Origin of the sequence: Halorubrum marinum (genome assembly GCF_048381195.1) — an archaeon.
Classification (GTDB): Archaea; Halobacteriota; Halobacteria; order Halobacteriales; family Haloferacaceae; genus Halorubrum.
In genome coordinates this window covers 68,791-90,460 of record NZ_JBLWMM010000003.1, presented here as the reverse complement: position 1 = coordinate 90,460, position 21,670 = coordinate 68,791, and the positions used below count along the sequence as shown (strand labels likewise).

Below are 21,670 nucleotides of genomic sequence, written 5' to 3'. Positions count from 1 at the left end.
TCAGTCGTCGGACGACACCTGTCCGGTCGCGTCGGCCACGGAGCCGGGGACCGTCTCGGCCGCCGCCGGGGGCTCGTCGCGGACGTCCGCGCCCTTGCCCTCGGCGATGACATCGGCGTAGGCGTCGGGGAAGACGCGGACGAAGTCGTCGAGCACCGCCTGCCAGTCGTCGAGCAGCTCGGCCGCGCGCTCGCTGTCGGTGTACGCGCGGTGGTTCTCGACGAGGCGCCGAAGCATCTCCTCGTCCGATTCGTCGAGCGTCTCCGATAGCGACACCATCCCGCGGTTCACGCGGGCGGCGAGCCGGTCGTCAGGGTCGTACACGTACGCGACGCCGCCGGACATCCCGGCCGCGAAGTTGCGACCCGTGTCGCCGAGCACGGCGACGACGCCGCCGGTCATGTACTCGCAGCCGTGGTCGCCGACGCCTTCGACGACCGCTTTCACGCCGGAGTTGCGGACGCCGAACCGCTCGCCTGCGACCCCGTTGACGTACACCTCGCCGCTCGTCGCGCCGTACAGACAGACGTTTCCGGCGACCACGTTCTCGGCGGGGTCGTACCCGGCCTTGTCGGGCGTGTCGATCACGATCCGGCCGCCGGAGAGACCCTTACCGACGTAGTCGTTGGCGGCACCGGACAGTTCCATGGTGATCCCCGGCGCGAGGAACGCGCCGAAGCTCTGCCCGGCGTAGCCGTCGAACCGGCAGGTGACGGTGTCGTCCGGCAGTCCGTCGCCGCCGTGCGCGGAGACGACGCGGTTCGAGAGGGTGGCGCCGACCGCGCGGTCGACGTTGTCGATGTCGCGGGTGAGCGCGACGGGCGCGCCGTCCTCGATGGCCGGGGTCGCTTCCTCGATGAGGTCCCAGTCGAGCAGCTCGTCGATGCCGGGATGCGCCTGCTCGCGGGTCTTCGTTCGCGCGTCGCCCGCGGGCTCGGCGATGACGGCCGACAGGTCGAGGTGTTTGGCCTTCTCGTGGTCCGTCTCGCGCTGAGAGAGCAGCTCGGGACGGCCGATGAACTCCTCGAGTTCGGTGTAGCCGAGCTCGGCCATGGTCTCGCGCAGCTCCTGCGCGATGAACGTCATGTAGTTGATGACGTGGTCCGGCTGTCCGGGGAACCGATTTCGGAGGTCCTCGCGTTGGGTCGCGACGCCCACCGGACACGTGTTCTCGTGACACTGTCGGGCCATCACGCAGCCGGAGGTGACGAGCGACGCGGTGCCGAACACGTACTCCTCGGCGCCGAGCGCGGCGGCGACGGCGACGTCTCGGCCGGTCTTGAGCCCGCCGTCGGCGGTGACTCGGATGCGGTCGCGCAGGCCGGTCGCGCGGAGCATCTGGTTCGTCTCCGCGAGCCCGAGCTCCCACGGGAGCCCCGCGTTCTTGATCGAGGTCTTCGGTGAGGCCCCGGTGCCGCCGTCGTGACCGGAGACGTGGACGACGTCGGCGTTGGCCTTCGCGACACCGGCTGCGATGGTGCCGATTCCGGCCTCGGAGACGAGTTTCACGTTGACGTCCGCCTCCGGGCTCGCGGCTTTCAGGTCGAAGATGAGCTGCTTGAGGTCCTCGATGGAGTAGATGTCGTGTTGCGGCGGCGGCGAGATGAGCCCGACGCCGGGGGTGGAACACCGGACGTGCGCGATCATCTCGTTGACTTTCTTCCCGGGGAGGTGACCGCCCTCGCCCGGCTTCGAACCCTGCGCCATCTTGATCTGCAGCTCCTCCGCGTTCGCCAGGTACTCCGACGTGACGCCGAAGCGGCCGGACGCGACCTGCTTGACGTTGCACTCCTTCTCGGTGTTGAACCGCTCCGGCGGCTCGCCGCCCTCGCCGGTGTTCGACTTCGCGCCGAGTCGGTTCATCGCGATGGAGTTGTTCTCGTGGGCCTCCGGCGAGAGGCTTCCGAGGCTCATCGCGGCCGTCGAGAAGCGCGTCACGATCGACTCGACCGACTCGACCTCGTCGACGGGAACCGGGTCGCGGTCGGAGTCGAACTCGAGGAGGCCGCGCAGCGACTGCAGCTCCTCGGACTGGTCGTTCACGAGCTCCGCGAACTCGCGGTACTGCTCGTAGTCGCCGCCGCGTACCGCCTGCTGGAGCGTCCCGACGGTCTGGGGGTTCCAGCCGTGTTTCACGCCCGACGAGCGGTGCTCGTACTCGCCGATCGTCTCCAGTTCGGGGTCGGCGCCGAACGCCATCGCGTGACGGGTCCGGAGGTCGTCCTCGATCTGTTCGGCGCCGATCCCCTCGGTGCGGATCTCCGTCCCCTCGAAGTACTCGGAGACGAACCGCGAGTTCAGTCCGACGGCCTCGAAGATCTGCGCGCCCTGGTACGACTCCATCGTCGAGATCCCCATCTTCGCCATCGTCTTGAGGAGCCCGTCCTCCAGCGCGTGGCGGTACGCCGCGAGCGCCTCGCTCTCGTCGGCGCCGTCGGGCCCGGCGACCACGTCCGCGATGGAGGCGTACGCGAGGTAGGGGTCGACCGCGTCGGCGCCGTAGCCGACGAGTGTCGCGAGGTGGTGCACCTCGTGCGGCTCGCCGGACTCGACGACGAGCCCCGCGCGGTTTCGCAGTCCGTTCCGGACGAGGTGATGGTGGACCGCGCCCGTCGCGAGCAGGCTCGGCACCGCGAGCCGGTCCGGACCGATCGCGCGGTCGGAGAGCACGAGCACGTCTGCGCCGGTCTCGATCGCCGCCGCGGCGTCGGACCGGATCCGCTCGACGGCGTCGGCGATCGACCCGTCGCGACCGTACGTCACGTCGACCGTCTCGGCCGAGAAGGACGGACCGCCGTCGACCGGCGAGCCGTCGAGTTCTTTCAGCGCCGCCGTTTCGGCGTCGGTGAGCACCGGCGAGTCGGAGACGAGCTGTTCGGCGTGTTCCGGCGTCTCGTCGAGCAGGTTGCGCTGGTTCCCGATCCGGGTCTCCAGCGAGGTGACGAGCTCCTCGCGGATGTAGTCGATCGGCGGGTTCGACACCTGCGCGAACAGCTGCTTGAAGTACGTGAACAGCGGGCGGTCGACGTCCGCGAGCACGGAGAGCGGCGTGTCGTCGCCCATCGAGCCGACCGGGTCCTTCCCGTCTCTCGCCATCGGCTCGACGAGGTGGTTCAGCGAGTCGGTCGTGTATCCGAACGCGGCCTGATGGGCGCGGACCGTCGGCTCCACGGGGTCGTCATCGGAGCCCTCCCCGGCCGCCGGGTCACCCCCGGTCGCCGAGTCGCTCTCGACCCCCGAGTCGCTCTCGATCGAATCGATCCCCGCCGCGAGTTCGTCTTCCTCGACGACGTCGTCGAGATCGACCTGCCCGTCGGCGACCCATTCGCCGTACTTCTCGTCCGTGAGTTCGTCGAACACCTCGTCGTCGGGGACGATGCGGCCCTGTTCGGGGTCCGCGACGAAGATCTCTCCGGGCTGGAGTCGACCGCGGCGGGTCACTTCCGCAGGATCGGTCGGGAGCGCACCGACCTCGCTGCCGACGACGAGCCGGTTGTCTTCGGTCACCTCGTACCGGCAGGGTCGGAGCCCGTTTCGGTCGAGGACGCCGGCGACGCGGTCGCCGTCGAAACCGATCACGAGCGCGGGACCGTCCCACGGCTCGACGAGCGAGGCGTGGTAGTCGTAGAAGTCGGTGCGGGCGGCGTCCATGAGGTCGTCGTCGCGGAACGCCTCGGGGATCAGCATTCGCAGCGTGTGTGGGAGGTCGCGACCGGCCTGCAGGAGGAGTTCGACCGCGTTGTCGACGCTCGCGGTGTCGGACTGGTTCGGGTCGTCGATCACCGGCTTGATCGTGTCGAGCTCCGCGCCGAACGCCGGGTGGTCGAGGTCGTTCTCGCGGGCGCGCATCCAGTTGACGTTCCCGCGGATCGTGTTGAACTCGCCGTTGTGGACGATGTTGCGGTACGGGTGCGCGAGGTGCCACGCGCCGAGCGTGTTCGTCGAGAACCGCGCGTGGACCAACGCGACGTGACTCGCGAACCGCTCGTCGTCGAGGTCCGGGTAGTAGCCGGCGAGCTGTGAGCCCTTCAGCAGCCCTTTATAAACGACGCGCTGGCGGTCGAGCGAGCAGACGTAGAACCGGCCGGCACCGTCGACGTCGGCGACGGCGTTCTCGATCTCTCGTCGGGCGGCGTACAGCGCGCGATCGAAGCCGAGCACGTCCGGGTCGACGTCGTCCGGCCGAGTCTCTTCGGTGGTGAACCGCTCGGCGAGGCCAGCGCCCTCGACGGGCGCGGCGAACAGCTGTGCGACCTCCGGTTCCGAATCGAGCGCGGTCGCGCCGAGGTCGTCGTTGTCCGTCGGCACGGAGCGCCACGTGAGCACCTCCAGCCCGTACACCGAGAACACCTCGGCGATGACGTCGTGGATCTCCGCCTGGACGCTCGGCTCGGTCGGCATGAACAGGGAGCCGACCGCGTACTCCTCGGGGAGGTCCGCGTCGACGACGTCGCGGAAGAACTCGTCCGGCCGCGCGACCATGATACCCGCCCCGTCGCCGGTGTCCTGTTCGGCCCCCGTCGTTCCCCGATGTTCGAGGTTCACCAGTAAACTGACCGCGTCGGCGACGGTGTCGTGCGTCGGGTCGCCGTCGAGATCGACGATTCCGCCGATACCGCAGTTCGATCGCTCGTCGGTCACCGCTGCCAGCCCCCCACTGTGGCCCGCGAGGTCTGCCTCCCCTACCCCGCGGGTGTCACTACGTGGCTTGGTCATACTACGCACTTTGAGTACCCACTTATAGATATGACCCTGATACGGGTAGGAACAATCGTACACACATTAGGGAATATAAGGTAATTATTCATCAGGGGTGAATACCCCGCATCAATATGAACGCGCGAACAAATATAACTCGTATTCGAGAAAGAAGTTTAATTCTCTATCGATCGGTCCCGCACACCGCGATGAAATTCGGGATACCAGTTGAACATCCTCTACACTACCGTAATATGATATATGTGATTTCGAACGGGAATCAACCAGTCAACAGTCAGAACAAGGCAGATAAAATGTCACTCCCCGACTGTCAGTCCTCTATCGGCATGTACGTCCCGTTGATGTCCCACTCGTGGATACAGTAGACGTTTCCCGGGTCGTCTACAATACGCCAACCGGTGTCCTCGGCGTCCCACCGCTCCGCGCGGCCGCACAGCTCGCACGTCCGCTCCTGTGGCGGATTGATCGTGGCGCTCATGTCTCCCCGAATGCGTCGGTCCAGCAAAAGAATATCGCCAGCTAACGAGCCTCGGTGCTCAGGGGCGTCGCGTCGCGAGCAGGGCCGTGCTCACCAACGCCACCAGCGTCACGACTGGGCCGAAGCCCGGGACGTCGTACGCGGTCGAGCGGATGGGTGCGTTATCGTAGCCGGGAGAATCGGGTTCCGCGTACGGAGTCTCTCGACCAGCCGAACCGTCGGTCGGAGTCGAATCCGCGTCCACCGGGGCCCTCTCGTTGACGGTCTCCCCGGCATCGTTGCCACGCACCGTGGGACGAGGGGCAGTCGCAGACGCGTCGGCCACGGCGTTCGGATGATCTCGATACGCGACGCGGAGGTCGGCGACGGCACGCGCACCGGTCGCTGTGCCGGACGGGGCGGCGTCAGTCGGCAGTTCACCGCTGGTGCGGCTGTCAGTGTCCTCTGGCTCCTGCCCCGCCGGTGTGTCATCAGTGCCGAGCGAGCCGCGTCCCGGCTGGGAGCCGCCATCGCTTCCATCGGTACCGCTTCCGCCATCCCCATCGCTGCTCGCGGCTCCGCCGGTCTCGTCGGTCGCGCCGTCACTCTCGACTCCACCGCTCTCGGCCGTCTCACTCGTCTCGTCACCGCCTCCGTCAGTCCCGCCGTCGTCGGTGTCCCCACCGGTTGCGTTCCCGTCGTCCGCGAGAGCTTCGCTGTCGTCCGCCGAGTCTCGGTCAACCGCGTAGGTCACGGTCGTGGTGACCACGTGGTCGTCGTCGGGTGCGGCGGCGGCCCGGAGCCGATCGTCGTCGACGCGGAAGGTGGCCGTGAACTCCGTTCCGTCGGCTGGCGGGTCGTCGGTCGCGAGTGCGTCGTCACCGGCGGCGACGAGGTAGAACCCGTCCTCGTCGACGCGAGCGGTCGCGTCCGTCGGAACCGCGCCGATCGGGTCGTCATCGTCGCTCGTCGAGAGCGTCTCGGTCGCGAGTGTCGTGTTGTTCGCGCGGACGCCAAAAGAAAGCCCGTCGAAATCGTCAATGTCGCTGCCGGTGTCGAGCGTTGTGTTGCGGGCCGCTGGCGCTCCGGAGAGTCCGGAGGCATCGACCGCGTACACGACCGTGTCGTCATCTGTCACCGTCTCCGAGGCCGAGAGGGTATCGTTCGCGATCGCGCCCCTGAGGTCGGCGGCGGTCCCCGGTTCGTCGGGATCGAGGGCGGTCGTTGTGTACGCCGTCACGTTGCGGGTTGCGCGCTGTTTGAGGGTGATCGTCTCGTTCGCGCTCGTTGTGACGGAGCCGTGCTCCGAGCGGGCAGCAAGGGTGTACTCACCCGGTGGTAGCGTTCCGTTCGGCGTCGACACGTCGACCGACTCAACCGTCGCGTTCGCCCCGACCGTGACGAAGTCGTCGGCGAGCAACGGGTCTCCGGCCGCATACGTGTTGAGAGAAATTGGGATGCTGCCATCGCTTGTGGTTGTAAGCTCAGCCGATGCGGCTATTGATTCGTTTGCGGTGTTTGTGAGTGAGATATTGGTATTTCTAATATTGTGGTGGACAAAAGTATCAAATTCAGTACCGGTCGTCGGTGTGGGATCCTTGAGGCTGAGATTCACTTGTTGTTCAGTATCGCCAATAATGCGGAATTTAGGAGAAATTTGTGAAGAACCATCTGAGAGAACGTAAGTTCCGCTAGACATTTCAGAGGTGTTAAAAATGATATGGCTAGTGTCGGAAATAGGGTCTCCTACACCGGAGATAATAGTGTTATTCTCTTTGATATGATGGATTTCAATTTTTTCAGAATCAGTGTTACTGGCATTATATATTAGTGGATTTCCTGCGTAGATTCGCTCTTCAATAGTTGTCGAGTTGTAGATCTCGTAGTCTGTGCTAGATATATTCGAGCCTGTTCCAGTTCTAATTGTAATATAGGCTTGATCAGAAACCCCATTTCTGACCAGTTGGTTATTTAAATCAGAATTTGGAAGGACTGAACTGGAATTCAATTTTACATAGTCTCCCTTTGTTTGATTCTTAGCCAAACGCATAGTAACTGCAAATCTATTACTATGCCACAGTTTTACTTGATATTCTGAACTGTTTGTGAGAAATATGTTTAGGTCGTTATTATTGCCAGATAAGACTTTTGAGTGTCCTATCGATGTGTTAAGAAGAATGTCCCCAGAACTCGTAAGTGGATGTAATGAAATTACGAATGGTGTGTCATCATTCTCTAAATCCTGAAGTTCAGCGTTAGCGATAGTGATATTATCTGATACACTTGAGTTATATTTTGTATTTTCAAAATCAATATTCCCTTTTAAGATGTGGGCGTTGTCAGAGGCAATAGCTGAATCATATAACGATTGAGGCGCAGGCTCACCTACAGTCAGATTTTCATCATTGATACGCGCTGTCGGCGCCAAGTATGCCTGTATTTTGCCCCCTAGAAACCGAGTAGATAAGGTAGCTTCCCGAGGTGGTTCTATTAAGTATGAATCATATCCGATAATCATCTGATCTCCTGTTGCTTGCGTAATTACAAGTGTTGTATTCACGTTAGATGTGACATTTCTAACGGTAACGCTAGGTTTAGTCAGTTCATCAGATTCTAGCTGACTTGATCCTGTTGCCTGATCTGGAACCTCAATTGTTGCTCCAGCTATTTTGAATGGTTTCGATGCTGCAGTTCTATTTTGGGCAGTCAAATCAGCAAAAGTAATATTCTCACTAGAATTTACAGCAGCAAGGTTATATTGAGACGTAGATGGTGCCTCTGCAGAGCTAGTATTGATATTATCGAATCTTATGTTGTGAATGTTAAGTTCCTCATTTGAGTTATACTGTTCCAACTTCAAATGTAGAACAGTATGATCTGTACTACTATCTCGTGATATGTTTATTAATTCTCCATTTGATATCCGAATGTTCTTCAGATCTACATTAGAATAATCAACGGTATTATTTTCTAGTTCAGAAAAATCAATAAACAACGAAAGACTACCATTGGTTTCTGATTTTTCTAAGTCACGAGATATCTGGATATTCGATATATTATGTTCCCTATCGCCGGGTGAAATTCCATTAGACTCGCCGGTATTATTTAAAATAATATTAGACTCCGTTTCAGCGGAGACTAAGCCAGTACCAACACAAAAAATAGAGAAAAGAATGATACCAAGTAGAAGAGCGGCCACCAACCGACTACGACTCTGAGCCTTACAGTACATCATGGGCAACCGCAACTACGAGAGCTGCTGCTGTCGGATCGGCGACACCGTGATCGCACGTCAAAACCCCACGACCTCGCCGGAGTCTCGTGTTACGGGATACTTCAACTGTGCCGATCTGTCATAAAGGAGTTGCGAACGCAGAAGCTTCGCGAACCGGAAACATCCTCAAACGACCGAGGACATCCTACGTACCAACAGACTATCGAAAACCACCGTGAAACAGCGTCAAAAAACGAGCATCTCGGTGGGAAGAGCTGTTTCAGTTCAGTCCAATTCAGCTCAGTGCTCGACCTGTTGCATGAGAGACATGAGCTGGTCGCCCGCGTCGACCGCAACCGGGTGGACGCCGACGAGCACAACGACATCGTCGCGGTGCTGAACCGTCGCGAGGTACAGGAGAACGGGCACGTCCTCTGTCTCACCGCTCGAACCGTCCCCGCCCTCGACGTCCGCATCGATCGTCGTTTCGAGGATCGACACCTCGACCTCCTCGCCGAGGATGGTCCGAGTCTCTGAGCCGCGGGACTCGATGTCGTCGGCTTCGATCTCCGTCCCGTCGCCGCCCACCCCTTGACCGTCGACCTGCTCTAACAGCCGCCGGATCAGCTCGGCGTCGTTCGCGCGAACGAGCGGATTGACCGACTGACCGCCCACGGAAGCGTCCGGCGTACTCGCCACGAACAGCGCGGACCCGTTGTCCGAGTTCTCGTACCCCGCGGCCCACGTCGTCGCTGACACCCGCGCGTTTACGCCCGCGACATCGAACTCCTGTTCGAGTGTGAACGGTTCGGGCTCCTCGCCCTCGTACCCGGCCTCCGAGGCCTCCTCGGCCGGGATCCGCGCCGGCGCCGCGTCGAACTCGTAGTTCCCGTCTTCACCGCCAGCGCAGCCAGCGACGGCGACGGACGTCGATGCGGCGACCGCCGCGATCAGTTCACGTCTATGCATGGGTGTGGGTACGCCAGCTTGTCGTGTTAAACGTGTCGGGCTGAAAGATCATCTCTGATAATCGCGAGGTACGGAGGTCAACTGCCTATCTGCGCGTTGAACCGCACACTCACCTCTCTCCCGGATGAGTCATTATGTATTTGATACATCTACCGAGCGAAGGCACAAAGTTCACGTCACGTCGCCCGCGACGTGTGCCAAATGGAACGCCGAGGACAAATTGGGCTGGTGGAAGCGCTCCTCCTTGACGTGGTTCGGCTCCACGAGACGTGGATGGAGGTGGTGTTCCCCAGACAGCTCGATCCGAGCGCGGTGTTAGGCAAGTGGAAGCCCGAGACGGGGATTCAAAAAGTCGGATACTACCTCTGGGCGATTCTCGGCGCACCGCTCGTCGCGGTGGCGTACCCCCTCCTTCTCGTCGGGTTCGCCACGCGGTACTACGCCTCGAAGCTCGACTCCGCGGTCACCCGCTTCGGCGTCGTCGGCGCGGTGCTGGTGGCGACCGTGGTGTGGGGCTCGCTGACCGTTGTCGCACACCTCCAACTCCCGACGGACGTCATGCTCGGGATCGGGCTCGCCAGCGTCGTCGCCATCGCGTCCGCCGGTCTCGCCGCCGGATTTTCGAAGGTCGGCGGGCGCTTCGTCAGCGTCCTCCTCGCGTATCCGTTCGCGATGACGGCCATCTTCCTGCCCCCTGTTGTCGCTGCGATACTCACCCCGGCCGTCGGCGACGTGATTCTCCCACCGAGCTACGAACTGGCGCGGTGGATCCTCGACACGTTCCTCGCTGTCGGCGGCGTCAACGAGACGCTCCGCGGCGCGTTCGACCTGGAGACGTTCGGCGAACAGTGGGGGCTCGCCGGACTCGGATACCTCCTGATGTGGATCGGGATTTCGGTTCCGCTCGGCTGGTTCCTCGGCATCCTCGTCTCGCTGGCGGACCTCATTCGTCCGAAGCCAAACGCGTGAGTCAGTGGTCGACGGGCACCGATGGACCAGTTGACGGGGATCGTCGATCGACGACGACCACCGCTCGTCTGTGACTACCGCTCGTCTGCGACTACCGCTCGTCTGCGTACCGCTCGCTTGCCGTTTTGAAGGCGGACTCTGTCTGTTCTGTACTCCGTCGCGACTCCCGCTCCGCGATGGCAGCGGGGTCGGGACTCGCGTCGTCGTCGATCCGCGCGAACGAGTTGTGGACCTTCGAGTGACACCAGCGACACAGTGCGACCGTGATCTCGTGGGGACCGTCCCCGTCCCCGGAGTCAGAGTCGTCTGAGTCGACGGCCAAGCCGTTTTCGGGTCCCTTCTCCCGATTCGGTGTGCCGTACGAAAGGTGGTGTTCCTCAACGAGCGGTCGACTGCCGTCGTGCGCGATCCGAACCTCTCCGAGCCCGCACCTGACGCACTCGCGACCGTCGGTCGTCGAGCGGTAATGCGGACACGCTCGCCATCGCTCGTCGGCGCCGACGTGACAGGCGTATCCGTCGGCGCGGCGGTCGGCGGCGAAGTCGGGATCGTCGCCCGAGCGCGTCAGGGCGAATCGGCAGCGGCCGTCGTCGGTGAGGTGGTCACAGATCCCGGCGACGCCGTAGGGGTCGTCGACGCCGACGGGAGTCCCGTCCGGCGTGTGTTCCATATCGATCCAAGGGAGGGGGCACACTTCAACCCGTTCACGGAGTCAAACTGGCGGCCGAAGAGAATCTGATGGGAGTACGCCCGCAAGAGGATCTAGATGAGACTGGCGCCGTCGAATTCGGTCCGACCGTAGTCGACGTCGAGGAGGCGGAGAAGCGTGGGCGCGACATCGAGGAGGTCGGCGTCTTCGATGTTCGCGTCGGGGTGGTCGACGAACAGCGCCGCGTTTTCGAAGGTATGCATCCCCGTTCGAGGACCGTTCGAGTCGAAAACCGCGTCGTGAGGGCGGAAGCCGGATTTGAGGTCGAACCCGTTGTTCGGGACGACGACGAGGTCCGGAGCGATCTCGTCGTGGTCACCGCGGAACACCGTTTCGCGCTCGACCACGCGTTTCGCGACCGGTTTTCCGTTCGGCCCTTCCCACGATTTGAGGGCGGATTGCAGCTCGGAACGAACGGATTCGTACTCCGATTCGGGGACCGTGCCGTCGGGCTCGCGGCCCTCCATGTTGAGATAGAACCGACCGGGAACGAGCGAGTACGCCCGAGTGTCGTCGTCGATGTCGGCCAACGCGCCGTGGTCGTCGCCGTCCTCGTACGAGAGCCAGCCCTCCTGTTCGAGCCACTCGTTACAGTAGACGTCGTAGCGGTGGCGCGTGAACCCGTGCGTCGATCCGACGACTAGACGCACGTCGTCCGGGAGCGCGCGCCGGATCGCGGCGATGTGTTCGTCGAGCGCGGCGTAGAACTCGAGGAAATCCTCGTGGTACGTCCCCTTCTCCTCGTAGTCGCGCCACAGGAAGTGATTGATCCGGTCGGGGGCGGTAAAGACGCCCACGAACAGGTCCCAGTCGTCCCGCTTGACGTACCGGGAGAACGCGGCTGCGCGGGCGTCGAGGGTTTTCCGGGCGTGCGAGATGAACTCCGTCTTGTCGGCTTTGTGGCCGAGCTTGGCGTTGACCGAGAGGATGTAGTTGCTCTCGGTGAGGTACTGGCGGAGTTCTTCCGGATGCGCCGCCTTGTCGACGTCGGGCGAGAGGTAGCCGGAGACCATCCGCTGGATGGACCGCTGCGGCGGGAAGGTGACGGGGACGTTCATCACCGTCGCGTCGAGTCCCGCCTTAGTGGCGCGGTCCCACACGCGTTTCGCCTGAACGTCCCGCCCCATCGGAACGTACGTGTCGTAGGAGCCGATCTCTCGGTCTTGGAACCCGAAAACCCCGGTTTCGCCGGGGTTGACGCCGCTCGTGACCACCGGCCAGCACGCGCTCGATTCGGGTGGGATGATACTGTCTATTCGTCCGCCGTCGCCCTCGCCGGCGATCGCGGACAGCGTCGGAAACGTGTCCGGATTGTCGGCGACGAGACTGTGGGGAAGACCGTCGATCCCGATGAACGCCACCCGGGGGGTGTCGTTCCCTCGCAGCCGGTCGAAGAGGCCCATAGGGCTACATCCGTCGTGGAGGTCAAAAGAGTTGACATCGGACCATCCGGATCGGAAGGGGCCAAGAGCGCACCCGCCGACGATTGCGACGGTCCCTCGGGACGCTTTTGAGGACGGGCGGAGAGGGACGCACATGGAAACGCGACGGACCCTTCTCGTCGACGCGTTCACGGACGAGCCGCTCGCTGGCAACGTCGCCGGCGTTCTGCCTGACGCCGCGAGACTGAGCGACGACCTGATGGGACGGATCGCCGCGGAGCTCGGTGCCTCCGAGACCGCGTTCCTCACCGAGGCCGGTGACGGCGCTGACGAGCGTGTTCGGTACTTCACCCCGACCGACGAGGTCGACCTCTGCGGCCACGCCACGATCGCGAGCTACGCCGCCCTGTACGCGGAGGGCGCGATCGACAGCGGCGAACGGACTCTCCGAACGAACGTCGGCGACCTGCGGATCACGGTCGGGGACGACGGAACCGTCTGGATGCGCCAGAACCCGCCGACGGTCGACGTGATCGACGATACGGAAGCCGCGGGAGCCGCGGGAGACGACACCGATGGCGACGCGGACGACCAAGGCGACCGCGTCGACGCCGACCGACTCGGCGACGCCCTCGGGATCGACCCCGCCGCCTTGCGCGACGTCGGGGCCGACCTCCCCGTCGCCGTCGCCTCGACCGGGCTCCCGTGGCTCGTCGTCCCCGTGAACTTCCTCGAACGGCTCGGCGAGGCGGACCCCGATGCCGCCGCAGTCCGCGAGATCTCCGCTGCGCTCGACGTCGCCGGGATCTACGCGTTCACCTTCGACACGCTCGACGCGGAGTCGACCCTGCACGGCCGGGCGTTCGCCCCGGCGTACGGCGTCCCCGAGGACCCGGTGACGGGGACGGCGAGCGGCGCGGTCGGCGGGTACCTCCGAGCCGTCGACGCGTTCGAGGGCGAGCTCCCGGACGAGTTGCGGTTCGAGCAGGGCCACTTCGTGGATCGCCCGGGATACGTCCGAGTTCGAGTCGGAAACGACGCCGGGGGCGGTGACGGCGCTGGGGACGGAGACGACACCGTCGCGATCGGCGGGCGCGGCGTGGTCGCACTCGACGGCGAGCTACGAGTGCCGGACGACGATGGCGACGACGAGATCATCGAGGCGTAACGACAGCCACGAACCGACCGCCTACGCTGCCGTCGGCCGAACCCTTAGGTTCGATCGGACCGTACCAGGGGTATGGAGTTCAACCTCCCAGTCGCGGCCGGACTGCTCGTGTTGCTCGTCGCGATCGGCGCTGGCGGGCTGATCGGCGGTGGAATGATGACGCTACAGACGACGCTGATGATGGTCGTTCCGTCGATGCTCGTCTTCGGCGCTATCGCGTTCGCCCTCGGGATGAAACACGGGGAGTTCCGGGCGAGTCAAGTCTGATTCGACGGCTCGAAAGAGCGTCCGGAGACGGACACCGAGCGCCTACTTCGTCCACCTGATCTCGTACTCGAGTTCGTACCGCTGTTCCCCGGTTTCCGAGTCCGCGAGTCGTTCGAGTTCGACCTCGAATCGGGGCGTTTCCGGAACGGCCACGGTCCGTTTTTGTTCGCCGCTCGCTAACTGGACCGTTCCCGATTCGATCTGATCCGCGGCGTCACGTAACGCCGTCGCGATCGCCGATCTCGGTTCCCGCTCCTCGGTTTTGAACAGCTCTTCTTCTGGCATACCTGTCAGTACGTTTTTAATCGGGATATCCTCCGTCGAGCGTTCCTGTCTGGCGAGAGTTCGTCCTTTGACAACGTGACTCAACGCCGATAACGCGGACCTCGTTGGTGTCAAACGGCGATGCTTTTTACCCGTCGCTCTCAATCGCGGGGTGTGCTACTCGGGTCGCCGCTCACCGAACTCCTCCTGCTCGCCGGCGGCGCCGCCCTCCTGTACGCGGGCGCCGAGCTACTCGTACGGGGCGCGAGCGACCTCGCGCTCGCGATCGGGTTAAAGGCGTCAACCGTCGGAGTCACCGTCGTGGCGTTCGCGACGACCGCGCCGGAGCTGTTCGTCGCCCTCTTGGGCGCCGTCACGGTGTCGACGGACATCGGACTGGGCGCGATCGTCGGCTCGAACATCGCGAACGTCGGACTCGTGCTCGGCCTCTCCGCGCTGATCCGGCCGCTCGACATCTCGGAGACCGTACTCAAGCGACACGTCCCGTTCATGCTCCTCGCAGCGCTGTTGCTCGTCGGGCTCGGTTGGGACGGGCAGATCGGGCCGATCGAGGGGGTCGTCCTGCTCGGGGTCCTCGTCGCGTTCACCGTCGTCGTCATGCGTCGAATTCAACGGACACAGTCGGGGATCACGGCCGCCGAACGCGACGAGATGCCGGACGCGCGCGCTCGTGACGCCGGAGCCGTGGTCGGCGGGCTCGTGGCGCTCGTGCTCGGCTCGCGCTGGCTCATCGGCGGCGGGCAGTCGCTGCTCGCCGCGGCCGGCTTCTCCGACATCTTCATTGGGCTCACCGTGCTCGCGCTCGGGACGTCGCTGCCCGAGCTGGCGGCCAGCGTCGTCGCCGCCGTCCGCGACGAGGCGAGCTTCAGCATCGGTAACGTCGTCGGCTCGAACATCTACAACGTCCTCGGCGTGATCGGCATCGTCGCGGTGATCACTCCGATCAGCGTGAGCCCCGGCGTCCGCGGCTTCGAGTTTCCCGCGTTGGTCGCGTTCACCCTCGTCCTCGTCGCGATGATGTACCGCGGCGAGCGGCTCTCGCGGCTCGACGGCGGCGTTCTCGTCGCCGGCTACGTCGCGTTTATCTACTTGTTACTGCCGTGAGGGCACTCTGACTGCAGCGAACCGACGGGTATTCGGCCGCCCGCGCCGACCGATCGGACGTGATAGCGATCGTCGTCAGCCGGGCCGACAGCGCCTCCGTACACATCGGCGAGCGGCTGCTCGAACTCGGCGACTGGACGGCCCACGAGGACCCGAATCGATCCGACGCCGAGGGGGGTGGAACGTACTACCGGACCGACGGCTTCGAACTGCGCGAGTTCGACGACCTCCACATCGAACTCGACGACCCGTCGGCCGCGTTCGCCGAGTCGCCGCACGCCGACGGCTCGCCCGAGGTCCTCGCGTTCGTCTCTCGACACTCCGGCGACACCGGGCAACTCCTGACCGCGCACGTCACCGGGAACTTCGGTCCGGCCCCGTACGGCGGCGAGCCGGGGACGCTCGCACGGGCCGCGCCCGGCGCGGAAAAACGCGTCGTCGAGGCGCTGTCGGCTCGCGCGCCCGAGGGGTACGACGTCGGTATCGAGTGCACCCACCACGGGCCGACCGACGTGTCGGTCCCGTCGCTGTTCGTCGAACTCGGCTCCGACGAGCCGCAGTGGACCGACGCCGAGGCGGCTCGCGCGGTCGCCCGGGCCGTGTTGGACCTTCGGGGGACGGGGGCGGCCCTCCGAAGCGAGGAGAGGACGGGGACCGTCCCCCGGAGCGAGGAGAGGACGGGGACCGCCCCCCGGAGCGAAGAGAGGACGGAGCCCCGTCACGTCGTCGGGTTCGGCGGCGGCCACTACGCCCCGCGGTTCACGCGGATCGTCCGCGAGACCGAGTGGGCCGTGGGCCACGTCGGTGCGGACTGGGCGCTCGGGGAGATGGGCGCGGCCGCGGCGAACGAGTCGATCATCGAGCAGGCGTTCGCGCGGAGCGAGGCCGACCTCGCCGTGATCGAGGGCAGTCGCCCCGAGCTCGCCGCCGTGATCGAGGACCTCGGTCATCGGGTCGTCAGCGAGACGTGGGTCCGGGAAGTCGGCGATCGGCCGCTCGCGGTGGTCGAGCGACTGGAGGAGACGCTCGAACCCGTCGGTGAGGGGCTCCGGTTCGGTGCGGTGAGACCGGTGTCCGCGTCCGCCGACACGGACGCGGAACCGGTCCGGATCGGAGAACTCCCGGTCGAGCTCCTCTCGCGGGCACAGGGCGTGGACGCCGATGCGACGCGCGCGGCCGTGGAGGCGAACGCGGTGGCGTTCCAGACCGAGCAGTCCGGGACGCGGGCGGCGGGCCGCGCGGCGTTCGCGACCGAAACCGGCGCGCCGGGATACGGGGACCTCGTCGCTGACCTCGCGAGCGTACTAGAGCGGGGATACGACGAGGTCGAGGTCGATAGTGACGAGGGGGTCGTCGTGGCGAGGGAGACGGCGTTCGACCCGGAGCTCGCCGCGGAGCGAGGCGTCCCGGAGGGGCCGGCGTTCGGCCGACTCGCCGACGGGGACGCGGTCGAGGTGGGTGGCGAGACGGTTGCGCCCGAAGCGGTCTCTCGCACGCGAGCGGAGCGGTTCCCGATCGATTCAGACGGCCGCGAGGAACGCGTCGGCGACCATGATAGTATCGGCGAGTGATACGTCCGCATTCACACGCTGAACCCCGCGATACGTCCCGCGTTGACGGCCGTCGCGGATGTCTGACCGGCGTCAGACGATCGGGCAAAAATAAATACGTCCGGGTCGCAACCACACCATATAATGGACTCTATCGTAGAGGACGCCATCGACGAAGCCGAGGGAGCCCCGGCAGATGACGCCGGGTCGGCCGGCGACGCCGCCGCAGACGGCCACGACGGGGCCCCTCCACAGAGCGGGACGATGACCGACGACGAGCTGCAGGACGTCCTACAAGACCTCCAGACGAACATCACGGTGGTCGGCTGCGGTGGAGCGGGCGGCAACACCGTCGATCGGATGACCCAGGAAGGGATCCACGGCGCCAAGCTGGTCGCGGCCAACACCGACGTTCAGCACCTCGTGAACATCGAGGCGGACACGAAGATCCTCATGGGCCAGCAGAAGACGCAGGGTCGCGGCGCCGGCTCCCTGCCGCAGGTCGGCGAGGAGGCCGCGATCGAGTCCCAAGAGGAGATTCAGGACGCGATCGACGGCTCCGATATGGTGTTCGTCACGGCCGGGCTCGGCGGCGGGACCGGAACCGGCTCCGCGCCGGTCGTGGCCAAGGCCGCCCGCGAGTCGGGCGCGCTCACCATCGCCATCGTCACGACCCCGTTCACAGCCGAGGGCGAAGTCCGCCGGACGAACGCCGAGGCGGGGCTCGAACGGCTTCGCGACGTGAGCGACACCGTCATCGTCGTCCCCAACGACCGGCTTCTCGACGCCGTCGGAAAGCTCCCCGTCCGGCAGGCGTTCAAGGTGTCCGACGAGGTGCTCATGCGCTCGGTGAAGGGAATCACGGAGCTCATCACGATGCCCGGGCTGGTCAACCTCGACTTCGCAGACGTTCGCACCGTCATGGAGAAGGGCGGCGTCGCGATGATCGGCCTCGGCGAGTCCGACTCCGACTCGAAGGCGCAGGACTCCGTGAAGAGCGCGCTCCGCTCGCCGCTGCTCGACGTCGACATCTCCAGTGCGAACTCCGCGCTCGTGAACGTCACCGGCGGGACCGACATGTCAATCGAGGAGGCAGAAGGCGTCGTCGAAGAGATTTACGACCGGATCGATCCCGACGCGCGGATCATCTGGGGGACCTCCGTCGACGAGGAGCTCGAAGGCGAGATGCGGACGATGATCGTCGTGACCGGCGTCGAGTCCCCGCAGATCTACGGCCGTAACGGCGAGCCGCCGGAGGGAACTGCCGCGGAGATGGAAGACATCGACTACGTGGAGTGAAGCGGCCGCTGTAGACGGGGCCGGTTCGCGCGGCAACAGTGCGGATACACTCACTCGACGCCGACGCGCCGCATCAAAAGGTAAAAACCGTCTCGTCTCGAACTCGGTCGTAACATGGACGTTCCGTACGACCTCAACAGCTACATTCGCGTGCTGAAGCTGGCGAGCACGCCGAGCACCGACGAGTTCCTCCAGGTCTCGAAAATCGCCGGCGCCGGCATCATCCTCGTCGGCTTCATCGGATTCATGATCTTCGCGATTATGAGCCTCCTGCCGGGGGTCGGCGCATAATGCCGATCTTCTCGGTCAAGACGACCGCGAGACAAGAGCGGACCGTCGCCGATATGCTCGCCGAAAAAGAGATGCCCGAGATCCAGGCGGTCATCGCACCGGATCAGCTGACGAGTTACGTGATGGTCGAGGCGAGCGACGGAAGCGTGTTCGCTCGCATTCTGGACGAGATCCCGCACGCCCGCGGCGTCATTCAAGCCGGTGACGGACCAGCGGAGAGTCCATTTTCTGAGGTCGAGCACTTCCTCTCGCCGACCCCCGACGTCGAGGGGATCGGCGAAGGCGACATCGTCGAGCTCATCGCCGGCCCGTTCAAGGGCGAGAAGGCCCGTGTGCAGCGGATCGACGAGGGGAAAGACCAGGTGACCGTCGAGCTGTACGAGGCGACCGTCCCGATTCCGGTCACCGTTCGCGGCGACCAGATCCGCGTCCTCGACTCGGAAGAGCGGTAACCGAGTTGACGCGGGAGAACCGTTCGATTGATCCCGGGGGTTTCGGCCGGTGCGGTTCGTTCTCTCCGCTCCCCGGTCTCTCTTCTCGCTGACGTGTCTGTTCCCCGCTCGGACCGCCGTCCAGGAGTCCGGTATCCCACCCGCGTCCCGAACACGTGGGTGCGACAACCCCGTACGGGCGCTGTGCGAGGGACGGTCGTCTCTGGGCACACCAACCCGCGAGGTACCCGACGAATCGTCGGGAACGACAAGGGCTTTATCCGACGACACCCGACGGTTCGGACATGTTCGCAACGGGCGTGTCGGCGACGCTAGGCGTGCTGCCGGACACGTTCACGTTTGCGTGGCTCGTCGCGATCCTCTTTGCCCTCTCGTGGCTGCTCGACAGCCGCGGGCTCGACGCCGGGCGGTCGCTCGCAGCGGGAACGTGGGGACTGTTCGGCCTGTTCTGGTTGACGATGGTACCGTACTTCGCGTTCGAACACCAGAGCTACGTCGAGTCGATCCTCGCGCTCGTCGGCGTCCCGGCGTGCGTGTACGCCGGATACCTCCTGTACGACGGTCGCGGATCGCTGTTCACCCTCACGCGGGCGATCGCGATCATGCTGTTCATTTACCTCCCGTTCGAGACGATTCCCGCGTTCACGGTCGCCGGGCTCGCAGTCCCCGAGCCGCGGCGGATCCTCATCGAGATCGTGGCGACCCACACCGGAATGGTGATCGACCTCCTCGGCTACGCTCCGGAGCGAGTGACGAGCAACGAGGGGTACGACGCCGCCTACGAGTGGCTGTTGAACGACGGGCACACGGTTCGGATTCACGTCGTGCTGGCGTGTACCGGCCTCGGTAGCATCGCTATCTTCGGGGGACTCGTGAGTGCCGTGCAGGCGCCGCTGAGCCGGAAAGTCCGTGCGCTCGCCGTGTCGGTTCCGCTCATTTACGTGCTCAACATCCTCCGAACGACGTTCATCTCGGTCGTCTCCGGTAACCAGTACATGCACTGGCAGCCCGACCTCGTCCTGTTGATGTTCGGCGCGAGCGACCCGTACCGCGTCTCGTTCCTGGTCTCCGACCGGATCATCAGCCAGCTCCTCGCGGTGGTCGCGCTGATCGGGATCACGTTCCTCGTCGTGCGCGAGCTCCCCGAGCTCGTCGTGATTCTGGAAGACGTGCTGTACGTGCTCACCGGCGAGGAACACGACCTGACCGAGTCGCTCGACCTGCCGCGCGAGCCGACGAACCGGTGACTGCCGGAGACACACCGGATTCGTCGTTTTGGCATACAAAATATATGTGTGTATATAGCAAGATATAGGGCTATATCTGAGATATATCTCCGCATGTGCGCAGGGATAGTGTTGAGTCGAGGGCGGCGTCTGCGGCGTCTGCGACGTCTGCGACGTCTGCGACGTCTGCGGCGTCTGCAGTGTCGACAACAGTTACGACGGCCGCGGTATCCGCGACGTCGAGGTCTGGACCGATGATGGACGCGTTCGACCCGCTGGTCGTGCTGGAGACGAACGTCGCGAAACTGGTGTTGGCGACCGCGCTCGGGATGTTCCTCGGGATCGAACGCGAGTGGTCCCAGAAGTCGGCCGGGATCCGAACGTTCGCGCTGATCGGACTCGCGGCCGCCGTGTTCTCGGTGCTCGACGCCGACGGCCTGCTCGTCGTCGGCGGGCTGTTGATCGTCGCCAGCGCGGTGCTGCTCGCGGTCCGGAGCTTCGTCGAAGACGACGTCGACGGGCTCTCGCTGACGACGTCCGTGTCGATGCTCGTGACGTACGGAGTCGGCGCGCTCGTCGCGAACGAGTTCTTCATCGAGGCGGTGACGGTGGCCGTGCTCTCCTCTCTCCTGCTCGTTCTCAAACGGGAGCTCCACGAGTTCGCGTGGGGGCTCTCTCGCGAGGAGGTTCGGAGCGCGGTCGAGTTCACCATCCTCGCGTTCGTCGTCTTCCCGCTGTTGCCCGCGGAGACGATCGACCCGTGGGACGCGATCCAGCCGCGGCTCATCTGGTCGCTCGTCGTCGCCGTCAGCGCCATCGGTTTCGTCAACTACGTGCTCGTGAAGCGGTATCAGGGCCGCGGCTACGCCGTCACCGGATTCTTCGGCGGGCTCGTGAACTCGACGGCGGTCGTCGCCGAGATGGCGAAGCGAGCGAAGGGGCGGACCGATCTCCGTGACATCGCCGTCGGGTCGATCCTGTTAGCGAACGCCGCGATGGCGTTTCGGAACGCCGCGGTCGTCGCCGCGTTCGTCCCGGAAGCGGCGCTGATCGTCGGCGCTCCGCTCGGGGCGATTACCGTCGTCGGCATCGCCATCGCGGTGCTGCGCAGCGACTGGCGGACGACGATGGAGGCGGAGCTCACGTCGCCGTTCAGCCTCCGGAACGCGCTCACGTTCGGCGCGCTCTTCCTCGTCGTCCTGCTCGTCTCCGCCGGAGCCGAGCGGACGTTCGGTGCGGGAGGGTTCGTCGCGACGGCGTTTCTCGCCGGGCTCGTCTCCTCCGGGACGGCGACGACGACCGCGGTCTCGCTGCTCGGGACCGGACAGATCGCCGTCGACACGGCGGTCGCAGGGGTGGTCGCGGGGACGGCCGCGAGCATCCTCGTCAAGACGGCGTTCGCCGCGAGCATCGCTCGCGAGTTGGTTCGGCCGGTACTGGTCTGGAACCTCGTGCTGATCGCGGTCGGGGTCGCGGTCGGGATTCCACTGCTCGTGTTGTGAGACGGGGCGCCCGCGAGTATCGCGGGGTACCGCTCGGTACCGCTCGGTAGCGCTCGGTACCACTCATAGCATCGTTCTTACTGCCTAACACAGACAATCGATCGATG

Annotated in this window: 17 protein-coding genes; 10 read left to right on the top strand and 7 right to left on the bottom strand. The window is 64.5% G+C overall.

The genetic code is table 11. The annotated features are described in order from the left end of the window. From gltB to ACNSN4_RS04230, 4 genes are all read right to left on the bottom strand, one after another. Nucleotides 1–4,716 carry a glutamate synthase large subunit gene (gene gltB / locus ACNSN4_RS04245; protein WP_418284538.1) on the bottom strand — a complete coding sequence of 1,572 codons (4,716 nt, stop codon included), beginning with the start codon at nt 4,714–4,716 and terminating at the stop codon, nt 1–3. A gap of 313 nt (nt 4,717–5,029) precedes the next feature. Continuing rightward, nucleotides 5,030–5,197, bottom strand: a complete 168-nt coding sequence (locus ACNSN4_RS04240) for an HEWD family protein (RefSeq protein ID WP_418284537.1) — start codon at nt 5,195–5,197, stop codon at nt 5,030–5,032. Nucleotides 5,198–5,255: 58 nt separating this feature from the next. After that, entirely contained in the window at nt 5,256–6,596 is a 1,341-nt protein-coding gene (locus tag ACNSN4_RS04235; protein WP_418284536.1) for a PGF-CTERM sorting domain-containing protein, read from the bottom strand. A 2,094-nt stretch (nt 6,597–8,690) separates the two neighbouring features. Further along, complete coding sequence (locus ACNSN4_RS04230) at nt 8,691–9,359, bottom strand: DUF6517 family protein (RefSeq protein ID WP_418284535.1); 669 nt, start codon at nt 9,357–9,359, stop codon at nt 8,691–8,693. A 228-nt stretch (nt 9,360–9,587) separates the two neighbouring features. On the opposite strand from ACNSN4_RS04230, the gene ACNSN4_RS04225 reads away from it, so the two are divergent. Continuing rightward, nucleotides 9,588–10,328: a hypothetical protein gene (locus tag ACNSN4_RS04225; protein WP_418284977.1), complete on the top strand. Its 741-nt coding sequence runs from the start codon at nt 9,588–9,590 to the stop codon at nt 10,326–10,328. Nucleotides 10,329–10,419: 91 nt separating this feature from the next. On the opposite strand, the gene ACNSN4_RS04220 is transcribed toward ACNSN4_RS04225, so the two are convergent. After that, entirely contained in the window at nt 10,420–10,998 is a 579-nt protein-coding gene (locus ACNSN4_RS04220; RefSeq protein ID WP_418284534.1) for a DUF7097 family protein, read from the bottom strand. A gap of 92 nt (nt 10,999–11,090) precedes the next feature. Beyond that, nucleotides 11,091–12,440, bottom strand: coding sequence for an alkaline phosphatase family protein (locus ACNSN4_RS04215; RefSeq protein WP_418284533.1), 1,350 nt, complete (start codon nt 12,438–12,440; stop codon nt 11,091–11,093). 133 nt (nt 12,441–12,573) lie between these two features. Between ACNSN4_RS04215 and ACNSN4_RS04210 the strand changes: the two genes are divergently transcribed. Both ACNSN4_RS04210 and ACNSN4_RS04205 read left to right on the top strand, forming a co-directional pair. Next, on the top strand, nt 12,574–13,587 hold the full coding sequence (locus ACNSN4_RS04210) for a PhzF family phenazine biosynthesis protein (protein WP_418284532.1): 1,014 nt from the start codon (nt 12,574–12,576) through the stop codon (nt 13,585–13,587). Nucleotides 13,588–13,659: 72 nt separating this feature from the next. Beyond that, nucleotides 13,660–13,854, top strand: a complete 195-nt coding sequence (locus tag ACNSN4_RS04205; RefSeq protein WP_418284531.1) for a DUF7333 family protein — start codon at nt 13,660–13,662, stop codon at nt 13,852–13,854. Between the two features lie 42 nt (nt 13,855–13,896). Here the strand turns inward: ACNSN4_RS04205 and ACNSN4_RS04200 are convergent, their stop codons facing one another. After that, entirely contained in the window at nt 13,897–14,139 is a 243-nt protein-coding gene (locus ACNSN4_RS04200) for an amphi-Trp domain-containing protein (protein ID WP_418284530.1), read from the bottom strand. Between the two features lie 153 nt (nt 14,140–14,292). Here ACNSN4_RS04200 and ACNSN4_RS04195 point away from each other — a divergent pair, with 153 nt between their 5' ends. The 7 genes from ACNSN4_RS04195 to ACNSN4_RS04165 all read left to right on the top strand — a co-directional run bounded on the left by ACNSN4_RS04195 (nt 14,293) and on the right by ACNSN4_RS04165 (nt 21,563). Further along, nucleotides 14,293–15,243 carry a calcium/sodium antiporter gene (locus ACNSN4_RS04195; protein ID WP_418284529.1) on the top strand — a complete coding sequence of 317 codons (951 nt, stop codon included), beginning with the start codon at nt 14,293–14,295 and terminating at the stop codon, nt 15,241–15,243. A gap of 59 nt (nt 15,244–15,302) precedes the next feature. Beyond that, nucleotides 15,303–16,814, top strand: a complete 1,512-nt coding sequence (locus tag ACNSN4_RS04190) for a D-aminoacyl-tRNA deacylase (protein WP_418284528.1) — start codon at nt 15,303–15,305, stop codon at nt 16,812–16,814. A 123-nt stretch (nt 16,815–16,937) separates the two neighbouring features. Further along, complete coding sequence (gene ftsZ / locus ACNSN4_RS04185) at nt 16,938–18,092, top strand: cell division protein FtsZ (protein ID WP_418284527.1); 1,155 nt, start codon at nt 16,938–16,940, stop codon at nt 18,090–18,092. A gap of 114 nt (nt 18,093–18,206) precedes the next feature. Continuing rightward, nucleotides 18,207–18,383 carry a protein translocase SEC61 complex subunit gamma gene (locus tag ACNSN4_RS04180; RefSeq protein ID WP_418284526.1) on the top strand — a complete coding sequence of 59 codons (177 nt, stop codon included), beginning with the start codon at nt 18,207–18,209 and terminating at the stop codon, nt 18,381–18,383. Then, nucleotides 18,383–18,835 (top strand): transcription elongation factor Spt5, encoded by a 453-nt coding sequence (locus ACNSN4_RS04175; RefSeq protein ID WP_418284525.1) that lies wholly within the window; start codon nt 18,383–18,385, stop codon nt 18,833–18,835. Before ACNSN4_RS04180 ends, ACNSN4_RS04175 begins: the two co-directional genes overlap by 1 nt. Before the next feature lie 284 nt (nt 18,836–19,119). After that, the gene (gene artA, locus ACNSN4_RS04170) at nt 19,120–20,082 is read left to right on the top strand and encodes an archaeosortase A (RefSeq protein WP_418284524.1); all 963 of its coding nucleotides are present in this window, start codon (nt 19,120–19,122) and stop codon (nt 20,080–20,082) included. Between the two features lie 233 nt (nt 20,083–20,315). Then, nucleotides 20,316–21,563 carry an MgtC/SapB family protein gene (locus tag ACNSN4_RS04165; RefSeq protein WP_418284523.1) on the top strand — a complete coding sequence of 416 codons (1,248 nt, stop codon included), beginning with the start codon at nt 20,316–20,318 and terminating at the stop codon, nt 21,561–21,563. Nucleotides 21,564–21,670: the final 107 nt, after the last annotated feature.

Bases quoted from the DNA above. Each gene is read 5' to 3' on its own strand.
- gltB (WP_418284538.1), bottom strand. From the start codon at position 4,716: ATGACCAAGCCACGTAGTGACACCCGCGGGGTAGGGGAGGCAGACCTC.
- ACNSN4_RS04240 (WP_418284537.1), bottom strand. From the start codon at position 5,197: ATGAGCGCCACGATCAATCCGCCACAGGAGCGGACGTGCGAGCTGTGC.
- ACNSN4_RS04230 (WP_418284535.1), bottom strand. From the start codon at position 9,359: ATGCATAGACGTGAACTGATCGCGGCGGTCGCCGCATCGACGTCCGTC.
- ACNSN4_RS04220 (WP_418284534.1), bottom strand. From the start codon at position 10,998: ATGGAACACACGCCGGACGGGACTCCCGTCGGCGTCGACGACCCCTAC.
- ACNSN4_RS04215 (WP_418284533.1), bottom strand. From the start codon at position 12,440: ATGGGCCTCTTCGACCGGCTGCGAGGGAACGACACCCCCCGGGTGGCG.
- ACNSN4_RS04210 (WP_418284532.1), top strand. From the start codon at position 12,574: ATGGAAACGCGACGGACCCTTCTCGTCGACGCGTTCACGGACGAGCCG.
- ACNSN4_RS04205 (WP_418284531.1), top strand. From the start codon at position 13,660: ATGGAGTTCAACCTCCCAGTCGCGGCCGGACTGCTCGTGTTGCTCGTC.
- ACNSN4_RS04200 (WP_418284530.1), bottom strand. From the start codon at position 14,139: ATGCCAGAAGAAGAGCTGTTCAAAACCGAGGAGCGGGAACCGAGATCG.
- ftsZ (WP_418284527.1), top strand. From the start codon at position 16,938: ATGGACTCTATCGTAGAGGACGCCATCGACGAAGCCGAGGGAGCCCCG.
- ACNSN4_RS04180 (WP_418284526.1), top strand. From the start codon at position 18,207: ATGGACGTTCCGTACGACCTCAACAGCTACATTCGCGTGCTGAAGCTG.
- ACNSN4_RS04175 (WP_418284525.1), top strand. From the start codon at position 18,383: ATGCCGATCTTCTCGGTCAAGACGACCGCGAGACAAGAGCGGACCGTC.
- artA (WP_418284524.1), top strand. From the start codon at position 19,120: ATGTTCGCAACGGGCGTGTCGGCGACGCTAGGCGTGCTGCCGGACACG.
- ACNSN4_RS04165 (WP_418284523.1), top strand. From the start codon at position 20,316: ATGATGGACGCGTTCGACCCGCTGGTCGTGCTGGAGACGAACGTCGCG.